General features: G+C 37.4%; 11 protein-coding genes. 2 read left to right on the top strand and 9 right to left on the bottom strand.

From position 1 onward, the window contains the following. Window positions 1-15: 15 nt before the first annotated feature. Window positions 16-402, top strand: a complete 387-nt coding sequence (locus AWJ19_RS30805; protein ID WP_068729266.1) for a DNA-directed RNA polymerase subunit alpha C-terminal domain-containing protein — start codon at window positions 16-18, stop codon at window positions 400-402. Window positions 403-823: 421 nt separating this feature from the next. Here AWJ19_RS30805 and AWJ19_RS30800 read toward each other — a convergent pair whose 3' ends face one another. Beyond that, window positions 824-1,042 carry a hypothetical protein gene (locus tag AWJ19_RS30800; protein WP_068729264.1) on the bottom strand — a complete coding sequence of 73 codons (219 nt, stop codon included), beginning with the start codon at window positions 1,040-1,042 and terminating at the stop codon, window positions 824-826. A 363-nt stretch (window positions 1,043-1,405) separates the two neighbouring features. Between AWJ19_RS30800 and AWJ19_RS35485 the strand changes: the two genes are divergently transcribed. Continuing rightward, window positions 1,406-1,561: a hypothetical protein gene (locus tag AWJ19_RS35485; RefSeq protein WP_157890122.1), complete on the top strand. Its 156-nt coding sequence runs from the start codon at window positions 1,406-1,408 to the stop codon at window positions 1,559-1,561. A 254-nt stretch (window positions 1,562-1,815) separates the two neighbouring features. Here the strand turns inward: AWJ19_RS35485 and AWJ19_RS34465 are convergent, their stop codons facing one another. The 8 genes from AWJ19_RS34465 to AWJ19_RS30765 all read right to left on the bottom strand — a co-directional run bounded on the left by AWJ19_RS34465 (window position 1,816) and on the right by AWJ19_RS30765 (window position 18,910). Next, the gene (locus AWJ19_RS34465) at window positions 1,816-2,151 is read right to left on the bottom strand and encodes a DUF4238 domain-containing protein (protein WP_198536679.1); all 336 of its coding nucleotides are present in this window, start codon (window positions 2,149-2,151) and stop codon (window positions 1,816-1,818) included. After that, window positions 2,141-2,464 carry a hypothetical protein gene (locus AWJ19_RS36065; protein ID WP_198536680.1) on the bottom strand — a complete coding sequence of 108 codons (324 nt, stop codon included), beginning with the start codon at window positions 2,462-2,464 and terminating at the stop codon, window positions 2,141-2,143. The genes AWJ19_RS34465 and AWJ19_RS36065 overlap by 11 nt, the downstream gene beginning before the upstream one ends. Before the next feature lie 744 nt (window positions 2,465-3,208). Next, a complete protein-coding gene (locus AWJ19_RS30790) occupies window positions 3,209-6,985 on the bottom strand; it encodes an S-layer homology domain-containing protein (protein ID WP_068729260.1) in 3,777 nt (1,258 codons plus the stop codon). A gap of 313 nt (window positions 6,986-7,298) precedes the next feature. Continuing rightward, window positions 7,299-12,464 carry an S-layer homology domain-containing protein gene (locus AWJ19_RS30785; protein WP_068729258.1) on the bottom strand — a complete coding sequence of 1,722 codons (5,166 nt, stop codon included), beginning with the start codon at window positions 12,462-12,464 and terminating at the stop codon, window positions 7,299-7,301. Window positions 12,465-12,761: 297 nt separating this feature from the next. Further along, window positions 12,762-13,649 (bottom strand): response regulator, encoded by an 888-nt coding sequence (locus AWJ19_RS30780; protein ID WP_068729256.1) that lies wholly within the window; start codon window positions 13,647-13,649, stop codon window positions 12,762-12,764. A gap of 5 nt (window positions 13,650-13,654) precedes the next feature. After that, complete coding sequence (locus tag AWJ19_RS30775) at window positions 13,655-16,114, bottom strand: ATP-binding protein (protein ID WP_068729254.1); 2,460 nt, start codon at window positions 16,112-16,114, stop codon at window positions 13,655-13,657. A gap of 227 nt (window positions 16,115-16,341) precedes the next feature. Continuing rightward, complete coding sequence (locus tag AWJ19_RS30770; protein WP_068729252.1) at window positions 16,342-17,766, bottom strand: GGDEF domain-containing protein; 1,425 nt, start codon at window positions 17,764-17,766, stop codon at window positions 16,342-16,344. 553 nt (window positions 17,767-18,319) lie between these two features. Continuing rightward, window positions 18,320-18,910 carry a TetR/AcrR family transcriptional regulator gene (locus AWJ19_RS30765; protein WP_068729250.1) on the bottom strand — a complete coding sequence of 197 codons (591 nt, stop codon included), beginning with the start codon at window positions 18,908-18,910 and terminating at the stop codon, window positions 18,320-18,322. Window positions 18,911-19,668: the final 758 nt, after the last annotated feature.

Genomic DNA, 19,668 nt, shown 5'->3' with positions numbered 1-19,668 from the left:
AAAGGAGGAATAAATGTGAAATATTCAATTCCACTTAGATATTCTATACATGTCCCATTGGTATTTTACCCGTTTCCAGTAGATTTTTTACGCTTGGCTGCTCTCGACCTTTCATGTAGAAGTACAAGTAGAATTCTAAACTCACTATTGGAAAACAACTATATAACTATTGGAGACGTTTTAAACGCTACTAAACATGACTTATTAAATACACCTAATTTTGGACAAAAAGGCCTACATGTTGTTTTTGATATGTTAGAAACCCTCTCAAGGAGACCTGAGTTAATCCTTAAAATTGAGTTTTTAGAACAGCCTACACAAGATAAAATCGAACGATTGAAACATGTCCCACCTATAAGAAAACAACTGCTGGAATTAGGTATCCTCTCTCTAGGTGATTGATTAATTACAATAAATTAACTCAATGAATATCTAATAAATCTCTAATTAACTTTATTTTATAGAATCGTTCTGATTGGCCTAAATATCCTATTTAGTAATGATTAATGATATAATGCACTTCATACAATCATAGCACACATGTTTAGATAAAAATAAAACCGCCCCTCCATTTGGGTACGATTTTATTTTTAGCAGCAGCTTTTATATTGATAGTCTATGTTTATCTTAAAGAATTATACCAACAAATGTGTAATTAGAAGTCGTCACTCCCCCATTTAAGCAGACACTATTTTGTTTTTATACTTATTTTTTCGTTGACTTTTTTTGATGCCCTTTCTTCTTCACCAAATAACCGATACAGGCAACATTCTTTTTAATATCCACAAAGTTAAAAACTAACCAACTAAAGTGTCTGGTTAGTTTATGAATGATTTTTTTCATTTTCCTTTAGACATACGTTTTCTAATTTGGAGTAATCGATTGTGTATTTTATCACTTTCCCATTTGGTTGCCTTATCCTTATTATCTCGTCACCTTCAGTTAGTCGTAGTAATTCATCTAAACATTCATTTATGTTATCATCATCATATTCACTTTCAATTACAGTTCCATCTTTAAATACAAATTCTACAGTTCCCATATCTTTAAAGTTCCTTCCTAAACAATATTGTATTTGTTTAACCATTATATTACTCAAATGAATTTTCCGTGCAGAATCCTTGTGTTAACTCACAATGATTAAGACATTAGTTCTGTTTTAATTAGAGAAGGACAACATTACAGCAATTTTGCTGAGAAGACCACCGGTGTCATTAAGGGCAATAGAGCCATCTGATGTTGCGACATGTCCAGGAAAACTCGACTTCGATACAAGAATTCGTTTAGGCTTTGAATGATTATGCATGTAATTTAATCTCAATTAACATTCGATGACAGTATTGATTTGTTGAATTTTGGAGATGAATAGAATATGTACCCTATAAGCAAGCGGAGGTGAAAAATTATGAGTAACTCAAATAATTATGACCGCACATCCCAAAATGAATCTGATGGACAAAAGTTTTCTGGATATGATGATAAGGAATCGGGTAAAACAGATTGGTACACAGAAGACGGCACTTTAGACTCTAGTACAAAAACACCTTCTGATGAGTATTAAACTAACTTTCGTTGTGTCCTTTGAAAGAAAAGAGTCACCTCTTATTAGGGTGACTCTTTCTCTCTACACAATTTAAGGACAATGCTAAATGCAGAGCGATTAGTATTCCCTTTATCCAAAACGGGGGTTCTCTCTAAAATCATGGTGTGTAATATTTATAGATTTTTAAGACCTTATCTTCATCTTTACTTATATGAATCATTATAGATTCTTTACATGGCTTTAAATTATTCAAGAGGAATATTGGAGAAAACTTAACTATTAGCTTGGTTATAAATTAACCCATTAGCCCCTCGCACGAACTTCTCTACACATGAAGTAATCTTATTATCCAATTCTAAAAAATTCGACATATTATTATTTTCTAAATACTTTCGTTCATAAAAGCAGGCAGCTACTGTTGGACTCAATGGACAAAGGTATGAAATTCCGTATTGAAACTTATCATTATCATTAAAGCCTGTTACTTTCTGATTATTCATCATCAAATCAAATGCTTTTGTTAATTCTTTATTTTTCTCCAAATAATGTATTGCTACAGGGTTATCAGAGGTAATGAATGGAACGGATGTATTATTTCTAATTAGCACACTTGACAAACTGGCTGTAAAAGTTTATTTCGTCAACAATCACATCATACTCAAGCAACTCTTTGGCATGAATTAGTTCTTGATATGAGTCTATTTCTTTACTCGGCGTATTTGGATTATTTAATTTTTTCATTCGAATGGAGCCTTTTCTATACATATCGGTACGCATCCATTGAAAAAACTTAAAAGCAACTAAATTTTCTCTCTGGTAATCTGTTAGACAATAATCTTCATTTTTTTCTTCTGTAATTGCAATTGTTTCTCTTAATATTTCTGAGAGCAGTGCTTCCCTGTACCGATAGATATTTCTCAATTGTTTGATTATTCTTATTGGTCATCGCATTAATATCATCTGGTATATCATAGAAGTATCTTTTAGCAGCAACATTCCTAATGTTAGTTAGGAAACTAGATTTGGATGATTTTATGTCTTTAACATAGATTTGCTTATGTTTATTCGCAAACTGCTTAAGATAAAATTGACCAACAAAGTGTTGATTCTTTACTTTTTCCATTTTCATTTCTCCTAACTACAAATTCTCACATAAAAAAGAGCACAAGTTACTCAGAAGAGTGAAAAACCTGAGGATGTGCTGCAAGGCAAGGATAACCATACTAACTAATATGAGCATACTATTATTATAATACGCAATGATTGCAATATCTATTAAGTAGAAAAGTGGAATCCAACGATTCCTCTTCCGCCAGTATTCACTGAGAAGTAGTCAATGGTTATTGCTAAAAGTATTCATGAAGATAATAGGTATTCATTTATTTTTTTGTAAACTAAATGCGACTCTGAGGAATATAATATGAACTATCATCACATTTGTTAAAAAAACAAATAATCATGGGTTATGTTAGTGTAATTCTCGATGCCGTCAATCATCTCTTCATCCCCAAAACATTATCGACTTGTCTAGTCTCAAACTGAAATATTCAAATAAAACTGTATTAAGTGTTTCCCTACCTCCATGGCAATAGGAACACAAAAAAATCTAATGGACAAATTATTAATCTTGTCCATTAGATTTTTATAAATCTTTTTCAAAAAGCTCTATTTTTGTATCCAAACCTCACTACCTGTTTCATACAAATTATACGTATGAGGGACGGAAGCCTCCATAATATCAACAAAGCTCCAATGCTCTTCTGGTACATCCGGCCAAACCTGTGTTAAACCGATATGCTCAGTATGCCGTTCCAACAATAGATTAAAGATACGAACTGTCTCAGCACGGGTAATCGCTTGATTAGGTTTGAATGAGCCATCCTCATAACCGTTGAACCATCCACTTGCTACTACACTTCCAATGAAAGTTTCTGCCCAATGGCCATCCACATCACTAAACTCTATGGTGGTCGCCTGGTTTTGAGGTAAGTATTTCACTCGCGCTAGCACTGCGGCAAGCTCAGCTCGTGTAACCTTCTGTTCCGGTTGGAATGAACCGTCAGGGTAACCTTTCATCCAGCCATTTGCTACAGCTGTCTGTATCGCATTTTTACTCCAGTGGGAATTAGGTACATCTTTAAATACGACCTGCCCTACTGTCGAAACTTTTCCGCCCATCGTCCTACTTAGAATTGCGGCAAGCTCAGCACGTGTAATACCATTACCAGGTAGGAACATACCATTTGGATAACCAACCATATAAGGGGTATGCTTGCCTGTTTCCTTCAATTTCGGGTCAATTTCAAAGCTGTACTCTATAATAGACTGACCGACATGAATCATACCGTTTTTGATATAGCTATCCTCACCAAACACCGCTTCGTACTTCTCTTTACGGCTGTCGAAGATTTCGTAACCTGCTTTTTCTGCCAAAATGTAATAATCGCCTTCCGGGTAAACCATCCATCCGTATTGGCCTTCCTTCTTACTGTACTGAGGATTATTGTTCTGATTAGGTGCGAAATCCGGCAGCACTGGCAATTCCACTAGTGCATCTGGTATACGACCTTTTGATTTATTTAGTTCAGTATCCATCCAGTGAAGTGTTACTTTTACATCATCAACAGGCTTGCCTGTCACAGAATCTGTAATTATTCCATAAGGGTCTATAAGCTCTGACTCAATAGACGCATTTCCGTTAGATGATACCGTCAGTTTTGCAAGCGTACCTGCGAGTTTTTGACCATTCGGAGCGATGACATTTAACATAATTTTATAACTGCCTGCTGGTACATTTGGAAGCTGGAATCCTGTATCTGCTTTCACAGTAAATGCAGGAATATTCAGCGACTTGCCATCAGAAGTAAATATTGTAGCCAACATATCAAGTTTGGTTCCAACAATCTCAGTAACTTTAGAATCCGGGTTACTCGTATGATTATTCGGGTCCTTTATAACCACCGTCAGCGCTGGAGAACTAATACTTGTTGTTCCTTCTCCGACATAGTTAGACGGCGCTGGTGTAGTTGTAGGAACTGGAGTCGGTGATGTAGCCGGCTCGGTAGGTTTCTGAGTATTAATTGGATTCTCTGGCTCACTCGGTGAAACTGACTTAGTCGTTGTGAAGGTAATTTCGTTACCATAAACAATTCCATCCGTTGTTACAATATAGCCACGTGCATAATACAATGTGTCTGATTGTAAAGTGGTCAGTCGAAGCTGGTAGTAATCATTTGTATCAGACGAGATAACAGTTATACCTGTACCTACAGAAGGAGTTGCTATAGTCGAATATACAATTCCTCGTTCTATGATAGTAGTTGCAGCCGAATTTTGTACTGTTGCACTGACTGAAGCAGAAGTCTCCGTGATTTGTACTGCCTGTTGCGTCTCAACAGAAACATTACCAATTGGACCGTATTTTAGCACAGTCAATTTCCCTTCTTGCGCACCGTCTTTTATCGCAACATAAGGTGTTCCATCATACACACGAAGTTTTAACTCTTGTGCAGCACCAGCCGTAAAATTAGGTATTCCGACTGTCACCCAACTATTAGTAGTTGTGTTTAACATTTTAACAGTTACCTTACCTGAATCCAGGCTGTCAGCATAGGCCACATATGGTCCATAGTTATATTTACTTATTGGCACCAGCGTTAAGTCAAGACCTTGTACTTTAGCAGTCGTTACGAGCTGGGCTGAATCTGTGGTCCATGAACCGTAGTAGTATGAACTGTATTGAACACCTTGGTCATCATAATAGACCAGTGCCTTTTGACCATTACCATCGGCATGAATAGAATATTTCGAATCTGTAATGCTAGAGTTTTGCAAGCTCCATGTTGGATTATAGTAATCCCATTGCCATGTTGAGATAACATGTGGCGTAGTCAAAGCCTCAGCCGTAAGTAGTAAACTGCCGTAGCTGACGGTCAGATTCACTTGTTGTACAGCTTCGACTGAGAATCCCTCTGTTCCAAGCAATTCCCATGCTACCCCATCAAAAGCCATTACCGATACTTTTCCTTCAGCAGATTTATCCGAAAAAGCTACATACGGCTTACTTCCCCAATTATCCACTACAAGAGAAATACTTGAGGCTGCGTCAGATGTAAAGCCTTCCGTTCCTAAAATAGACCAGGTTGAAGTCTTTATATCCAGTTCTTGGACAGTAATTGCGTTACCCATATTTCCATCTGCATAAGCCAGAAGCAACTTATTCGAAGTTTGGTCATAGGCTAAGGACAATGAATCTGCTGTTCCTACTGATAGACCTGGCCCACCAATATACAGCCAGTTCGTTCCATTGTAGGTCATAACACTTGCCTTTCCGCCATGCGCTTTATCTTGGAAGGCTACGTATGGATTACCTCCATTATCAAATGCGAAAGAAACTGAATTCCCCTCATCTGCTGTGAAACCTGCTGGACCAACAAGCTGCCACAAATAAGGAACAACGTTAACTGTAACTAAAGCTGTCAAGTTATCATCATTCCGAAGAGGTGGGTCACCCGGGCCAATAAGACCTGTAAATACATAGGTTCCAGCTGTATCAGACACAAAAGAAGGTGCACCACTGTCCCACTCCGGGTATGCAGTTTCTTTTTTTCCATTTTTTAACGAAACATCTACTTTAGAAGGAAGTTTTTGTACAATCTGCTGAAGCGTTGTTCCTACTGGTACTGTAATAGATGAAAGGGAAGCCACATCAATGATATTAGAACTTTTAACTTTAATCTTTTGTGAAATAAACATCTGTCCCATCAGATTAGGGTGAAAGACCTCTATTCCTCCATTGGGAAGCTGTACTGTACCCTCAAATGAAGACTCTCCGCCATCTTCCATAATATCTTCGTATTCATTCTGATTATCCCATGTTACGGGGAAATTTTGGTGCGTACCATCGGAGAAAATCATTTCAACTTCTGAAGGCCATTCTACATCAGTAGCAGGTGTTCCATTCTCTAATTCAATATCATTAAATGGAATATAATTGGTAATCCAATGTTCACCATTCATTGATTCGTTAGAAACTGTTGTAAATAAAACAGGTTCTCCATAGTTCACTAAAGTATCTTGAGTCTTGACAAAAGCCCGGAAGTAATAATCGCTACTTTCAACAAGACCTGTTACATAGCCAAAAAACTGCGACTCCATCCCCGCTCCAGCATCTACCGTTTGTGGATTTTCTGGTGGTGTAGGACCGTATGAAGCTAACCAAAACTCGAAACCCTTTTGTACGATAGGGTTGGTAGTATCATACTGTATTATTTCCGCTCGCAACTGTGCACTATTACTAGCAGGTAGCGCATAGTCGGTATAAACCATTTGAGCTCCACCTGCAAAAGCCTTATCACTCATTTCTGTAGGCAAACCAAGACTCATTATGGCCAGCAGCATGGCTAAAAAACCTGGAAACCATTTGATTTTCTTTGTTGTCATATGTTTCTCCCTTCTGCTATTACACACTCTTTACTTTAATTTTGATAGAAGCTCATCTAATAGTTCATTATTATCATTGAAGAGATTAGAGAGTATATCTAATATATTTTCCCTTTGCAATTCACTTCTCAATTTTCATTTTATAGCATGTTTAACAGTTAGTGAAGGAACAGTATTAGAACACTCTAATCTTTGAAAGGTACTATTATAAACTAAAAAAATAAATGATATGACAGGAAAAATCGTTCTATCTTTTATTTGGATTGTCCCCAACTCAAGACAGAACGATTTCTTTTATACTTTATTGAATAGATTAGATTAGGTCTGATTTCTGTAGGAGTCTTTGTATAATTGCTGCGACTTCAGCTCTGGTAATATAAGAACTTGCAGCTAATGAGTCTGCTGTTCTGCCGTTAACAATTTGCGCTGCTACAGAGAGAGTAACTCCCTCCTTGGCCCAATCTGCTATAGTACCTGCGTCCTTAAATGCTAGAAGCGTAGATGATAAATTACTATTTTCCAGTTTGGCCTTTAGACCAGTTATCTTCATCATACGTGCAATGATTGTCATTGCTTCCTGACGTGTGATTTTCTGTTGAGGACGGAAGGAACCATCTTCATATCCCGAAATCAATCCGTACTTAGAAGCGGTATTAACCGCACTTGAGTACCAGGCTGAAACGTCCACATCTTTAAAGCTTGTTTGTCCTTCATCCAATCTAAGCCCTAATCCTCTGACCATGATAGCCGCGAACTCTGCACGAGTGATATCTGCATTGGGATTATACTTTCCTCCACCTACACCATTCACAACAAGTCTAGAGGCCATATCATTTACTGCATTTTTGGACCAATGATTGGCTACATCAACCAATTCAACCGGATTCCAAATTACTCCATAGTCACTATTTGTCAAACTGTTAATCTTTGCGATGTATACTTCGTCTTCTTTGAGAATCTTGGTCGGTACATGCCGTAATCTACCATCCTTCTCCAAAACGGTGCCTGTAGTAATTTTGTTTAGATCAACATTCGCCGGTAGAACAATAGTTCTTTCAACATATACAGAATAGTCGGTAATTTCAACACTATTATCTCCGTGAACCGCAAATAAGGAAAAAGTAACCGGAGAGGCTACTAATGTCACTCCCGCTTTGGTAGCCATACGTTCAGCTGCTTGAACAGCTTCCTGAGAAGCTTTTTCGATATGCAATTCTAGATTTACATCCACTGATGCAATATTCTGACCCAATTGACCGGCCAGCGCAGCAAGATTAATCTGACTCATCGGAATTTTGTATGCACCTGCAGGGGTATCTAATACAAGAGTTGCTGTTTTTTCCTGCATCTGCTGGACAATTTGCCCTGAAAGTTGTCCAATAATAATGTCAGATGTTTCTTTCCAAGGTATTGTAACAACTACCCCCGAACCTTCTGCATCCAACTTAGCCTTAAGCTGGGTTTCATCTGCATTAATTGTTGTAACAGTTCTGCCATTTTCGGATGTTATATCAGCCGTACCCACATATTCTTCTTTGCCATTTACCAAAACGATTACTCCTGGTGCTTTGGTGGATGGGGCCGTCGTATTAATACCTTGATTGCTATTTGGTATATAATCGGATACTTTTGCAATTGTTGTTCCAAAGCGTACTACAAGTCCGTTTGCATCAATTTCTGCGACTGCTATGTTGTCTCCGTTAATAGCCGGAATTATTCCGTTCTCTGGAAGTTCAGCATAACCAGCCAAAAGTTCGCCAGTATTAGGAACAGGAACTTGTCTGGTTCCGAAGTTTACATACACCAGCTTTAATCCTTCTGTAGCATTAGCCTGAATTTGAGTCTTTCCATCATTATCAGAGCCATCGGGGTCGATTGATGCCACAGTAAGTACCTTGGCTGCTGTTTCAGCATACGAAACGGCTACCACCCAGCCGAACTTTACAACCTTGCCTGCTTCATCAATTTCTGCAATCCCAACAGTATCACCATTTGCCGCATGAATTAGCCCGCTTGCAGGAAGCTCTGAATATCCGTTCAGAGTAGCGCCAACGTTAGGACTTGCTACAGGAGAACTAACGAAGTTCAGGTACACAAATTTGTTTCCGGTACCGGCTTTAATTTCCACTGTAATTTTTGTCTTATTATCGTTTTCAACGCCTGTTGGATCTATTGCACTTGCAGTAAGTCCTTTTGCGGCCGATTCATTTTCAACTACAGCTTTTGTTGTTCCAAAACGAACAATTTTACCACTTGAATCCACTTCGGCGATTCCAATATTATCACCATTTGAGGCTTCTATTTGACCGTTCTCTGGAACATCTGTATAGCCGTTAAGAATTGTTCCTATTTCAGGAATGGCTATCTTGCCATCTCCCGTATTAACGTACACCAGTTTGTTTCCTGCACCAACAGTTGTTCCGCTTGCAATTTTGACAGTACTTTTACCCTCAGTTCCTGTGCCTGTCAGGTCGCTGCTTTGTACTGGAAGATTCTTTGCAGCACGCTCTGGAATAACAACGGCTTCGGTTAGGTCGTATTTCAGCACTGTACCGTCCGGTCCAAGTTCAGCTACCCCAATTATATCCCCATTATTAGCCGGAATTACTCCATTGGATGGTAGGCTGACATAACCGTTTAGCTTGTCGCCGGTTGTCGGTATATTCGCTTTGCCTACACCAAAATTCACATAGACCAATTTGTTACCGTCAGCAGCCTTACTGACAATTTGCGTATGATTATCAGTTCCGCTTCCAAACGGATCAATAGCGGTTACTATCAGTTTTTCTGGTGCAGATGTAGAAGTAACTTTCGCACGAGTTGTTCCATACTTTACTATCATTCCATTCTCGTCGACTTCTACAACACTTAGTAAATCTCCGTTCTTTGCGGAAATCACTCCACCAGCTGGCAGTTCTATATAACCTTTTCCAACCTGCTGTCCCTCTTTAAGTGGTGTAGCCGGAGCATTACTCAAGTTCATATAAACTAACTTATTGCCTTCATCTACACTGCCAGTCAACTGAGTATTCTCAGTATTTCCGGCAATTTCTTTAGTTCCAACAACTAAACCATTGGATGTTTTTCCTGCCAATACTACAGCTGGAGCTGTAACATATCTAACTACGTTTCCTGCCGAATCTACCTCGGCAAGTCCCAACAGGTCGCCCTCTTCTGCTTCTACCAACCCATTTGCAGGAAGTTCTTCATAATCAAGTCCGTTTACATTACTCCCGGTATTAGGTATAACTGCCCGTCCCTTTTTGAAATTAATATAAACGATTTTGTTGCCACTGGAAGCACTTACTGCAACCTTTGTTTTGCCTTCTGTTTCCTGACCAGTTGGATAAGTTATATTAGCAGCCAAGCCTTTTGCCTGTACTTCATTTAATACTTTCGCATCAGTTACTCCAAAACGCAAAACCTTGCCATCTGCTCCGATTTCAGCAACACCAATTTTATCGTCCACTGCGGCGCCAATAATTCCGCCATCAGGCAGGTCTGTATACCCCATCCATTCTTCACCCTGGACAGGGTCTATTAATTCACCTTTGCCATAGTTTATATAAACTAACTTGTTGCCGTTACCCACACTAGCTACCAAGCGTGTTTTACCGTCATTCTCCACTCCAGTTGGATCAACAGAGGTTACTGCAAGCAACGCCGGAGATGGAATGGATTTAGCAACTACTTGTCCGAAACGCACTACCCTACCGTCAACGTCCACCTCAGCTACACCAATCAAGTCGCCATTAGCTGCTGTTACAAGACCATCAGTCGGCATATCTGTATAGCTCGTCAACTCATCACCGATACCCGGAATTTCCACATTACTACTACCAAAATTCATATAAACAAATTTGTTTCCTTGTCCACTTTTCTCTGCAACGGCAAGCTTAGTTTTACCGTCATTTATTGCTCTGGCTGGGTCTGTAGATGTAACCGTCAATCCAGAAGCATTTGTTGTGAATGGTATAGTATATACTGTAGATACGTTCGATGCGTTATCAACGGTTTTGATATGGGCATAATAGGTAACTCCTCGCTCGAGGTTCTCCACCTCAATGCTTACACCATCCGAATTCACCTCATTGCCCGGGTCAATATCGGAAGAATCGGTGTCTACGCTCACTGCGTAGCCTTTGATACCAGTAGTAACTGTAGCTGTTGTTTCTGTTGAATCGATGCTGCTTGCATCCGTGAAAGAAATGGTTTTTAAATAGTAGCTATAGCTACTTCCATTATCTTCTGCTTCCTTCCAATTAATCTTCACTTTACCCGCTGTGCTGCTAGGAGTAACTGTAACCTCGCCTGATACTGTATTAGGGGCCGCAACGTCCTGGGACATACGGTCATCAAAATGATTGGCAGTGGAAATTTGTGAAAGATAGAACAGTGTATTTGCCAAAATTTTCTGTTCGTCTTCTGTAGCTTGACCATTACTGTGTCCAGTTTGGATCATAGCCGCATTGTTCCATGTGGTCAAATAAAAATTATTCGTACCCGGGCGACCATTGTAAGTGGTCAATTCCTGTCCTCCCCCCCAGTTCATGTTAGTATACTTGAACCAAATATCACCTCTGGCAAATTGATAATAGCTATGGGACGTAGGAGTGTACAGAATGGTTCCCACATCACCTAATGCATATGGATAATTCATTGGGAAACCCCGACGCTGAATCAGAACCTGATTGCTCCCCACAGGAGGAATATCTGGATTCCACCAGCCTTCTTGGAACTTGATATCCATGTTGAGGTAATCTTGTGCCAATTTAATAAAATAGGTGTGGGCAAAGCTCGCAGTATCATGCCCGACCAGAACGCCGCCACCATATTGAATAAATGCATCGACAGCTTCATAAGAAGCCTGAGATAAATCACGCCCATAGTTAACATCCCATGCTCCGAAATACAGAACATCATACGGATAGGAACCATCCGCATTCTTGGCTAGATACTTGGCATAATTCTTCGTAGCATCATTACCATTGAAATCGCTGATAGCCACTTCATCTACTTGCATGGAATAGCCATTTGGATTTCCATAAGTCTGCATCCAATCTTGCAATCCTGAAGACTCAGGAATATCAGGATATACATTTAATACCTTAATGTCCGTTTTCAAAGGAATAGATTGGTACTCGTCAAGTCCTCCGCTACCGGTATCTTTCTGAAAAACTCTGTAATACTCTTCACCAGCTTTTGATGAAGTCCAGCTTAATTTCACTAAATTGTTGAGATTATCACCTTCAGCAGTAAGAACTGGATTGCTGTCATTATCCAATAATGACATCGCATACACATTTTCAGATACAGAAACGCTATTATCATTTTGCTGCTCAGCATTGTTATCTTGGCTTGTCAGACTATCAGCTGACACAACAGGTACAAGTGGTTGAAGTACCAGCGCAGCTGTAAGCAGCAAGGACGAAACCTTTACCGCATTGTGTGTTTTATCTTTATCATTCAGTTTAAACATCAGATTAAAGCACTTCCTCTTTTGAGAATTATTTTGAACTTGAAAACTACAGTTAAAAAATTTATCACCACCAATTTTAATAATAATTTAATCCATTATTAAGGTTATCTTAACATCCTGCGCTTACAAATCACTCACAAAATTCAACAAAACTCGACTAAACCACACATCTTTTTTTTCAATCAGACCTATATGTTCTAATAAACCCGTTTAACTATCGTATTTGCGAATATATTAACCACGCATTTGTACATTTCATTTCATTCATAACTTTTACGAGAAAATAAAAAAGGCAGCTTATAAGCTGCCTTTTAATTGAACCAGAGTTTCACGAATCTCATCATGTATTAATACGTACTTTTCTCGCAAAATATCGGACCACAACCAATCTTCCCCATCAAGGTACTCTCCCCGACAATATTCTAAAGCATCTTCTGCAGCCTTAATTGTACGGAATTCAAGAAATATTCTATATTTTTTTTCAAACTGCTGTACATCCCATTGAGCATTCTTTATACGTAAAATATATCTGTCTTCTGAGTACTCAATTTCAAGCGCATCAATTTTTGCATCTTTAATAATCTTTCTTATTCTGTGTATACAAGTTTGTAGATAGGCAAGAGCTTGTTTCGCAGGATATTCTGGCCACAATTCATTACATATTCGGTATTTAGATACCCATTTACTCTCATTCTGAATAAAAAAGGCCATTAACTCCCTAGCTTTGGAGCGGTTCCATTTAATTATCGCACCATCAATTGTTATTTCAAACGAACCGAAGCACCGTATGACACATTGTCTAGGTGTTTGTACCAATGAATATCCTTTTTTTCTTAAAAGCCTCTCGACAGCTTTGTCCAATCTTTCTGTCCGAAATGGCTTAAGTATATAATCAAGAGCGTTAACCTCAAAGGCTTGTACAGCATAATGATTGTAGGCTGTTATAAAGATTACGTCAATGTCAGGGTACATGAGTGTAAGTTGCTCGGCAAGTTCAATACCATTCATTTCTGACATTTCAATATCCAAAAATGCACAGTTTGGTTCAAGGATAGTAGCAGCACGAATTGCCTCAGATGACTCAGTAAAAGCTCCTACCACTTCAACCTGCTCATTATTTAGTAATAAAGACTTTAGTTTGTTTAAAAGAATAGGCTCGTCGTCGACTAATATAGCTCGGAGCATATAGGTCACCTCATATGATTAGGAATTTTCAGCACGATTGTAGTCCCGGTGTCTTTTGAACTGCTGATTTCTAGACCATGACCATAACTAAGGAGCATTCTCCGCTGAATATTTTTAAGGCCGACCCCAGAACCTCCACCTACACCAGACAAAAACTCGTTCAACTGTCTTTCAGTAATACCACCCCCGTCATCATGGATAGTTATAACGGTATTGTTTTCTTGCTGTTTTACGCTTAGCTTAACGGTACCCCCGCCATTTTTTTTCATAGTCCCATGACGAATCGCATTTTCAACCAGTGGCTGGATAACTAACATTGGGACGTAAACCGAGATATTCTCATCAATATCAAGTAACACGTTCAATCTACCATCGAAACGAGCTTTTTCTAGGGAGATATAAGCACGCACAGTAGCCAGCTCACTGCTAAGTGGAGTTACACCGTCATAATTTTCAAAATTAAAGCTTCCCCTGAGATAGTCCGACAAATCATAAAGTAGCGCCTCAGCACGTTGAGGATGTTCCTTAATTAAAGCTGCAATAATGCTAAGAGAATTAAAGAGAAAATGTGGTTTAATCTGCGCTTGCAAAAATGACAGTTCTGTTTCTACACGTTTTTCAAATGATTTTTTTAATTGTATTAAAGTTTTAACACGAGACCTAAGTTCCTGAGCCTCAAAGGGCTTTGACAGGTAATCATTTGCACCCGCTTCAAAACCGGCCTGCAGGTCTTCTGGCCTGTTTTTAGCTGTTAATAGCAAAGCTGGAAGATCAACAGGCTGAAATCGCTGTCTGATTTCTTGTAACACCTCATAACCAGACATTCTTGGCATCATAATATCCAAAATGAGAAGATCATACCGATTCTGCTTCTCAAGTTCCAACAAAGCAGCCTGTCCGTTCGTAACTACTTTCGTATGATAGCCTTCTTGGTCAAGAATATTAAATAGAGCGGTCAGGCTTGCCGGATCATCGTCTGCGATGAGAACAGATTGCTGTTCTTTATTTCGTTCTCGGTCGATTTGAAGAAAAGCGGGCAGTGACGTTTCTATATGAGGTTTAGGCAAGGTTACAGTTTTATGATGCTCTTCAGATTGACTGATGGGTAAAGTAAATGTAAAGCGACTTCCGAAGCCCGGTTCTGAATCAACCCAAATGCTCCCACCATGAAGCTTTACCAAATTCCATGTAATAGCTAAGCCAAGACCAGAACCAGGAGTTTCTCTTGTACCAGTCGTATCCACCATATAAAAAGCATTGAAAATACTTGACTGTTGCTCTTTAGAAATGCCGCAGCCAGTATCTGCTACCCAAATCTCCACATAATCAGCCAGAAGCTCAGCACCAACTTCAATTTTCCCATTAGGAGTAAACTTCAACGCGTTTCCCAATAGATTGTAAAATATTTGATATGTCCGTTCTATATCGGCTTCTACCGGCGGCAAATCTTGAGGAACAGAGTTAACGAATTCAATTTCTTTATCTTCTTTCATTAGACTAAAGACATACAGCATTGTCTCTACTATCGAGGTAAGGTCAATCCCCTGCTTCTTCAATGAGACTTCTCCCTTTTTAAGACTGGAGATATCGAGAATGTCATTAATCATACTGTAGAGCCTTCGAGCAGATGATGAAACAACCTGAAGATTTTGTAACTGCACATCGTTCAGATTGCTGTTTCCGTTCTCTAAAAGCGAACCAGTAATATTGATAATACCATTTAAAGGTGTGCGCAGTTCATGGGAAGTATTAGTAAGAAATTCATCCTTCATTTTGTCCAAATTCCGCAACTCTCGATAGGTTTGTTCATTTTGCAAATTCATATAAGCAATCAAAAGTGAGAATGATAGGGCAGTCCACATTAGGCTAACCCCAAAGAACATCCACTGCAAAACCCCGGCAAGGACAGGAAGTAGTGCGGCAAAAAGAGAAACTAAAAATTCACTCATCATAATGTATTTACGCTTAATCATGATAATCATAATGTTATATAAAAGGTAGCTATAGCAGAGCAAAAACATTATTGCAAAAGAAGGACCACGATGGTAATTGTTTGCGCTATCTATATAGAATAGGAGGCCGTTAGATAAACTGAATACAGATAGCAAAAGGTTTATGGTAAATGGAATTGCTACTAAAGAAATCAATAAGATATTAAATTTCTCTTTGTTTTCTCTTAAGATCGAATCTAGGTAAAGTACCCATAAAGCCTCTGGTACCGGATTCATAATGTAAAAGAAACATAGAATAACAGGTAGTATTTTTCTAGCTGTGAATGAATCCAACCCGCTAAAAATATTGAGCAATAATTCCAAAATTAATAAAATGATATTAGAAAGAAGCAATCCCCAAAATATCTTTCTTGAGGTAGTCTTATTTCCTTTATGTGCAATCATATGGAAAAATATGATTATTGTAATGATTAAACCAAATGCAGATGTTTGAACATAGTAAAGAATAGGCATTCTCATTTCTCCCAAATATAAATAAAATGCAAGACATATAAGGTACATTTTCTAAAGATAAATACTATAGTAGTATTTGAAACTGGAACAAAAAAAATCCTTACTAAAGCTTGTAGTGAGACAAGCACTGATAAGGAATGTTATTGTTTCAAATAAATTATGACATTAAATAAATAATATTTAAATAAAAATTATTGTAAATCATACCTCTACATTAACCTACTTGCTTATTCTTTTATGTGTGTTGAGTTTCTACCATTATTTTTGATGAAATATAAAGCCTGATCAGCACCTTTCAACAATTCGTTGCGATTTAAATCTGCATTAGGAACTATGCTAGCCACTCCAAGACTAATTGTTACATATTTTTCTACATCTGATTTTTCATGAGGAATATTTAACTCCAGAACTCCAATGCGAATTTCCTCTGCAATTTCGTAGGCTTCATCAATATTTTTTCCTGGTAAAACAACTGCAAATTCTTCTCCGCCATATCTGGCACAAATTGCCTCAAAGGAATTAATAATTGTTTTCACTCGGTTCGATATTAGAATAAGACATTGATCACCCATTATATGTCCGTAATAATCATTGTAGGCTTTAAAATAATCTACATCAAACATGATAATAGATAGTGAAAGAAGGTGAACTGAACAATTTTCCCAATATTCTTTAAATCTCTTGTCGAAGTATCTTCGATTGAATAACGATGTTAAGCCGTCTACATTAGACAAATACTCAAGTTTATCCTTATTTTCTTTCATTTTTGTGATGTCATTACGAATTACAATATATTGATAAGGTTTCTTATCCTCATCAAGAAATGGGACTATTGTTGTGTTAACCCAGAAATATCCTCCATCTTTTGATTGGTTTCTCATCTCGCCCTTCCAGACCATTCCTTTTGACAAGGTAGCCCATAACTCTTTGAAATACTCCTTAGAGTGATACCTGCTATTCAGAATACGCATATTTTTACCTATAAGCTCTTGAAAAGAATATCCTGATAGCTTACAAAAATTCTCATTTGCATATAATATATTGGCTTGCCTATCAACAATTTGTAGCAGAGTAGACTCATCTAGGGCAAATTTTATGTCTTGTAACTCTTTTAATGCCTTACTCATTTTCTCCTCATATTCTTTTCTTATAGTAATATCTCTACAGGCAAGTATTACTTCATTTATAGTCATATCTTCACTGTATACAGGGTTTCCAATAGCCTCAGTATAACGTATTTCACTTCGTTCATTTAAAATCCTAAATTCGAAAATTACGGTATTTCCTTTTTCAAAAACCTCAAGTATGCATTTATTAATATATTGGATATCATCAGAATGGACTTGATCCAAAAAACACGATCCTTCAAAATCTTGCATTTTTATTGAATCGGCTTTAAGAATCATATTCATCGTTAGAATTTTTCCACTTTGTTCCACAACGAAAACATGATCATTTAGAGCTGACATCAATTGTTCCAGTCTTTGTTCCCGTTGTCGTGATAGCTGAAGTTGAATCCGATTTTTTTTTTTACTAAAACACAAGATGATTATTGTTAAAAAAGAAATATAAATGACTAAAGCATTTATGTCATTAATACTGAGGCGATTAAACTCATTTTTGTACCCCTTTTTATTATCCTGTATTAACAATTTCCAGTATTTTTTCTTTATTCATTTGTAAAATATTTCACAATTTAAAAATTCAAAATTACATTAACAATTTTAACCTTTCAGGAATAATAGAATTTTAATCCTCAAGATTAATAATGATGAGGTGCGGTAACACGCACTGGATGCCCGAACCCACGTACGTTGAAAAGTGCGGGGATGAGGTGGGGGTAGAAGGCCCCACATCCGATTATGAGTACGCTCTTATTACCTTTTTCGTCTCATCACTATGTTACAAAGCAACATGTAACAAATTATAGTGAAGGCAAAAAAGCTTCTCTCAAATTTCTTAGTGTTGAGGTTACAAGTTCGATAAATTTCATTTATTCATTTCTTATGATTTCACCTTAAGAATTAATTGACGCAAGTTCCTTCAAGGGAATCGGCATTAAAATATATACATAGTCTGTCCTAATTTTTCTATCGCTACATGTTTAAAACGGTTAAAGTATTAACCACTTATGGTCAATCCTTCCTCGAAGACATTGTTTATCCCCAAGTAATTCTCTCATAATTTTCTCACAATTCTCTCACACTACAGGGCTTCCTCGTAACTGATAATCAGTCCTTTCCAATATATATCAAAAGCCTGATGCAGTTGCTCTTGAGAAAGCTTGAAGGGAACGATTAATAATGAATCTATATAACCACTAACAAATGAAAAATATGACATAACATACATTTCAACTGGATGAGTAAATTGATGTTGGTTGGAAAATGATAAAAAAAGTTTAATATAGAGTTCAAGCAACGAGCGTGAAGAGTTTATTATATTCAAATCATATTTTTGTTCAACTCCGGCAGGTGGAAAAAAACGAATGCGTTGCCAAAATCTCAATTCTACTTCATGCTGAGAAAAAAACTGATAATAAGCATTAAAAATGTTAAAAAGAGTATGTTTTAAATCTGATGCCTCTTGGATTCTCTTTTCATTCAGTTCCCATATAATCTGTTGTTTAACTTCAGATACTATAGTCAGGAAAAGTACCTCTTTGCTTTCAAAATGAGAGTAAATAGAAGCCGCTTTAATCCCCGCCTCACTACCCACATCGCGCATTGTAGTAGCTTCATAACCTTTTAGTGCAAATAATTTTAGAGCAGACTGCTTTATCTTATTAGCAGACACAAAGCCTCCCCCTAACTAACGTTTGTTTGTAATCCGATGAGATTTATTATATCTCCTATTTATTAGTGATGTATATATTTATTCACCTTAAACTATTAATGAAATTCGACAATAACAAGGCATTTTCGACATTTCATTTATTTTATTATAATTTTTCTCCCTCTTATTGTTTTGCATGTTATATTAAAAAGAGACTTTAACTAAATAAACGAAACGAACAAACCCGATTACATATTACAGCTTTAATGATTTGTTCCTTTGCTGATTATATGAATCTCAAAAATGTGAGGATTAAAATGTAATTTGAATCATGACCGTGATTTTCCTGCAAAAAAAGCACACAGTAGAAACTATGTAGTATACTCAATGATAATATTCCATAAGAAACAAGGTTTTATAAGAAGACGTATTCAATGCTCACTGCCTTCCATCGTAATCTTATGTAGCCGAAGTATTAATGCTCTGCGAACACTATATTGAATATTTTCCTTGATTGTAGGTTTAACTTTCTGCTTACGCACTTGGAAAGTATCACTGAATGTAGCAACTACATAGCTTACGTTGTACATACTGAGAAGGTTGAATGCTAATTATAAATTTGGAAAATTCACCTGAATTATCAGTAAAGATAAGCAGTAATTACATATTCTAAGAACAAAAGCCCGCTCTGTATATCAATTATAATGAAGTTTAAAAGGTAGAATATAAACTATGGAGGGCGTTACAGATGTATTCAGCGAGTCTGTAAAATATATTGT

Origin of the sequence: Paenibacillus sp. DMB5 (assembly GCF_001517085.1) — a bacterium.
GTDB lineage: Bacteria > Bacillota > Bacilli > Paenibacillales > Paenibacillaceae > Paenibacillus_AQ.
The sequence above is the reverse complement of the archived record's forward strand: the minus strand, read 5'-3'. Positions and strand labels throughout refer to the sequence as shown.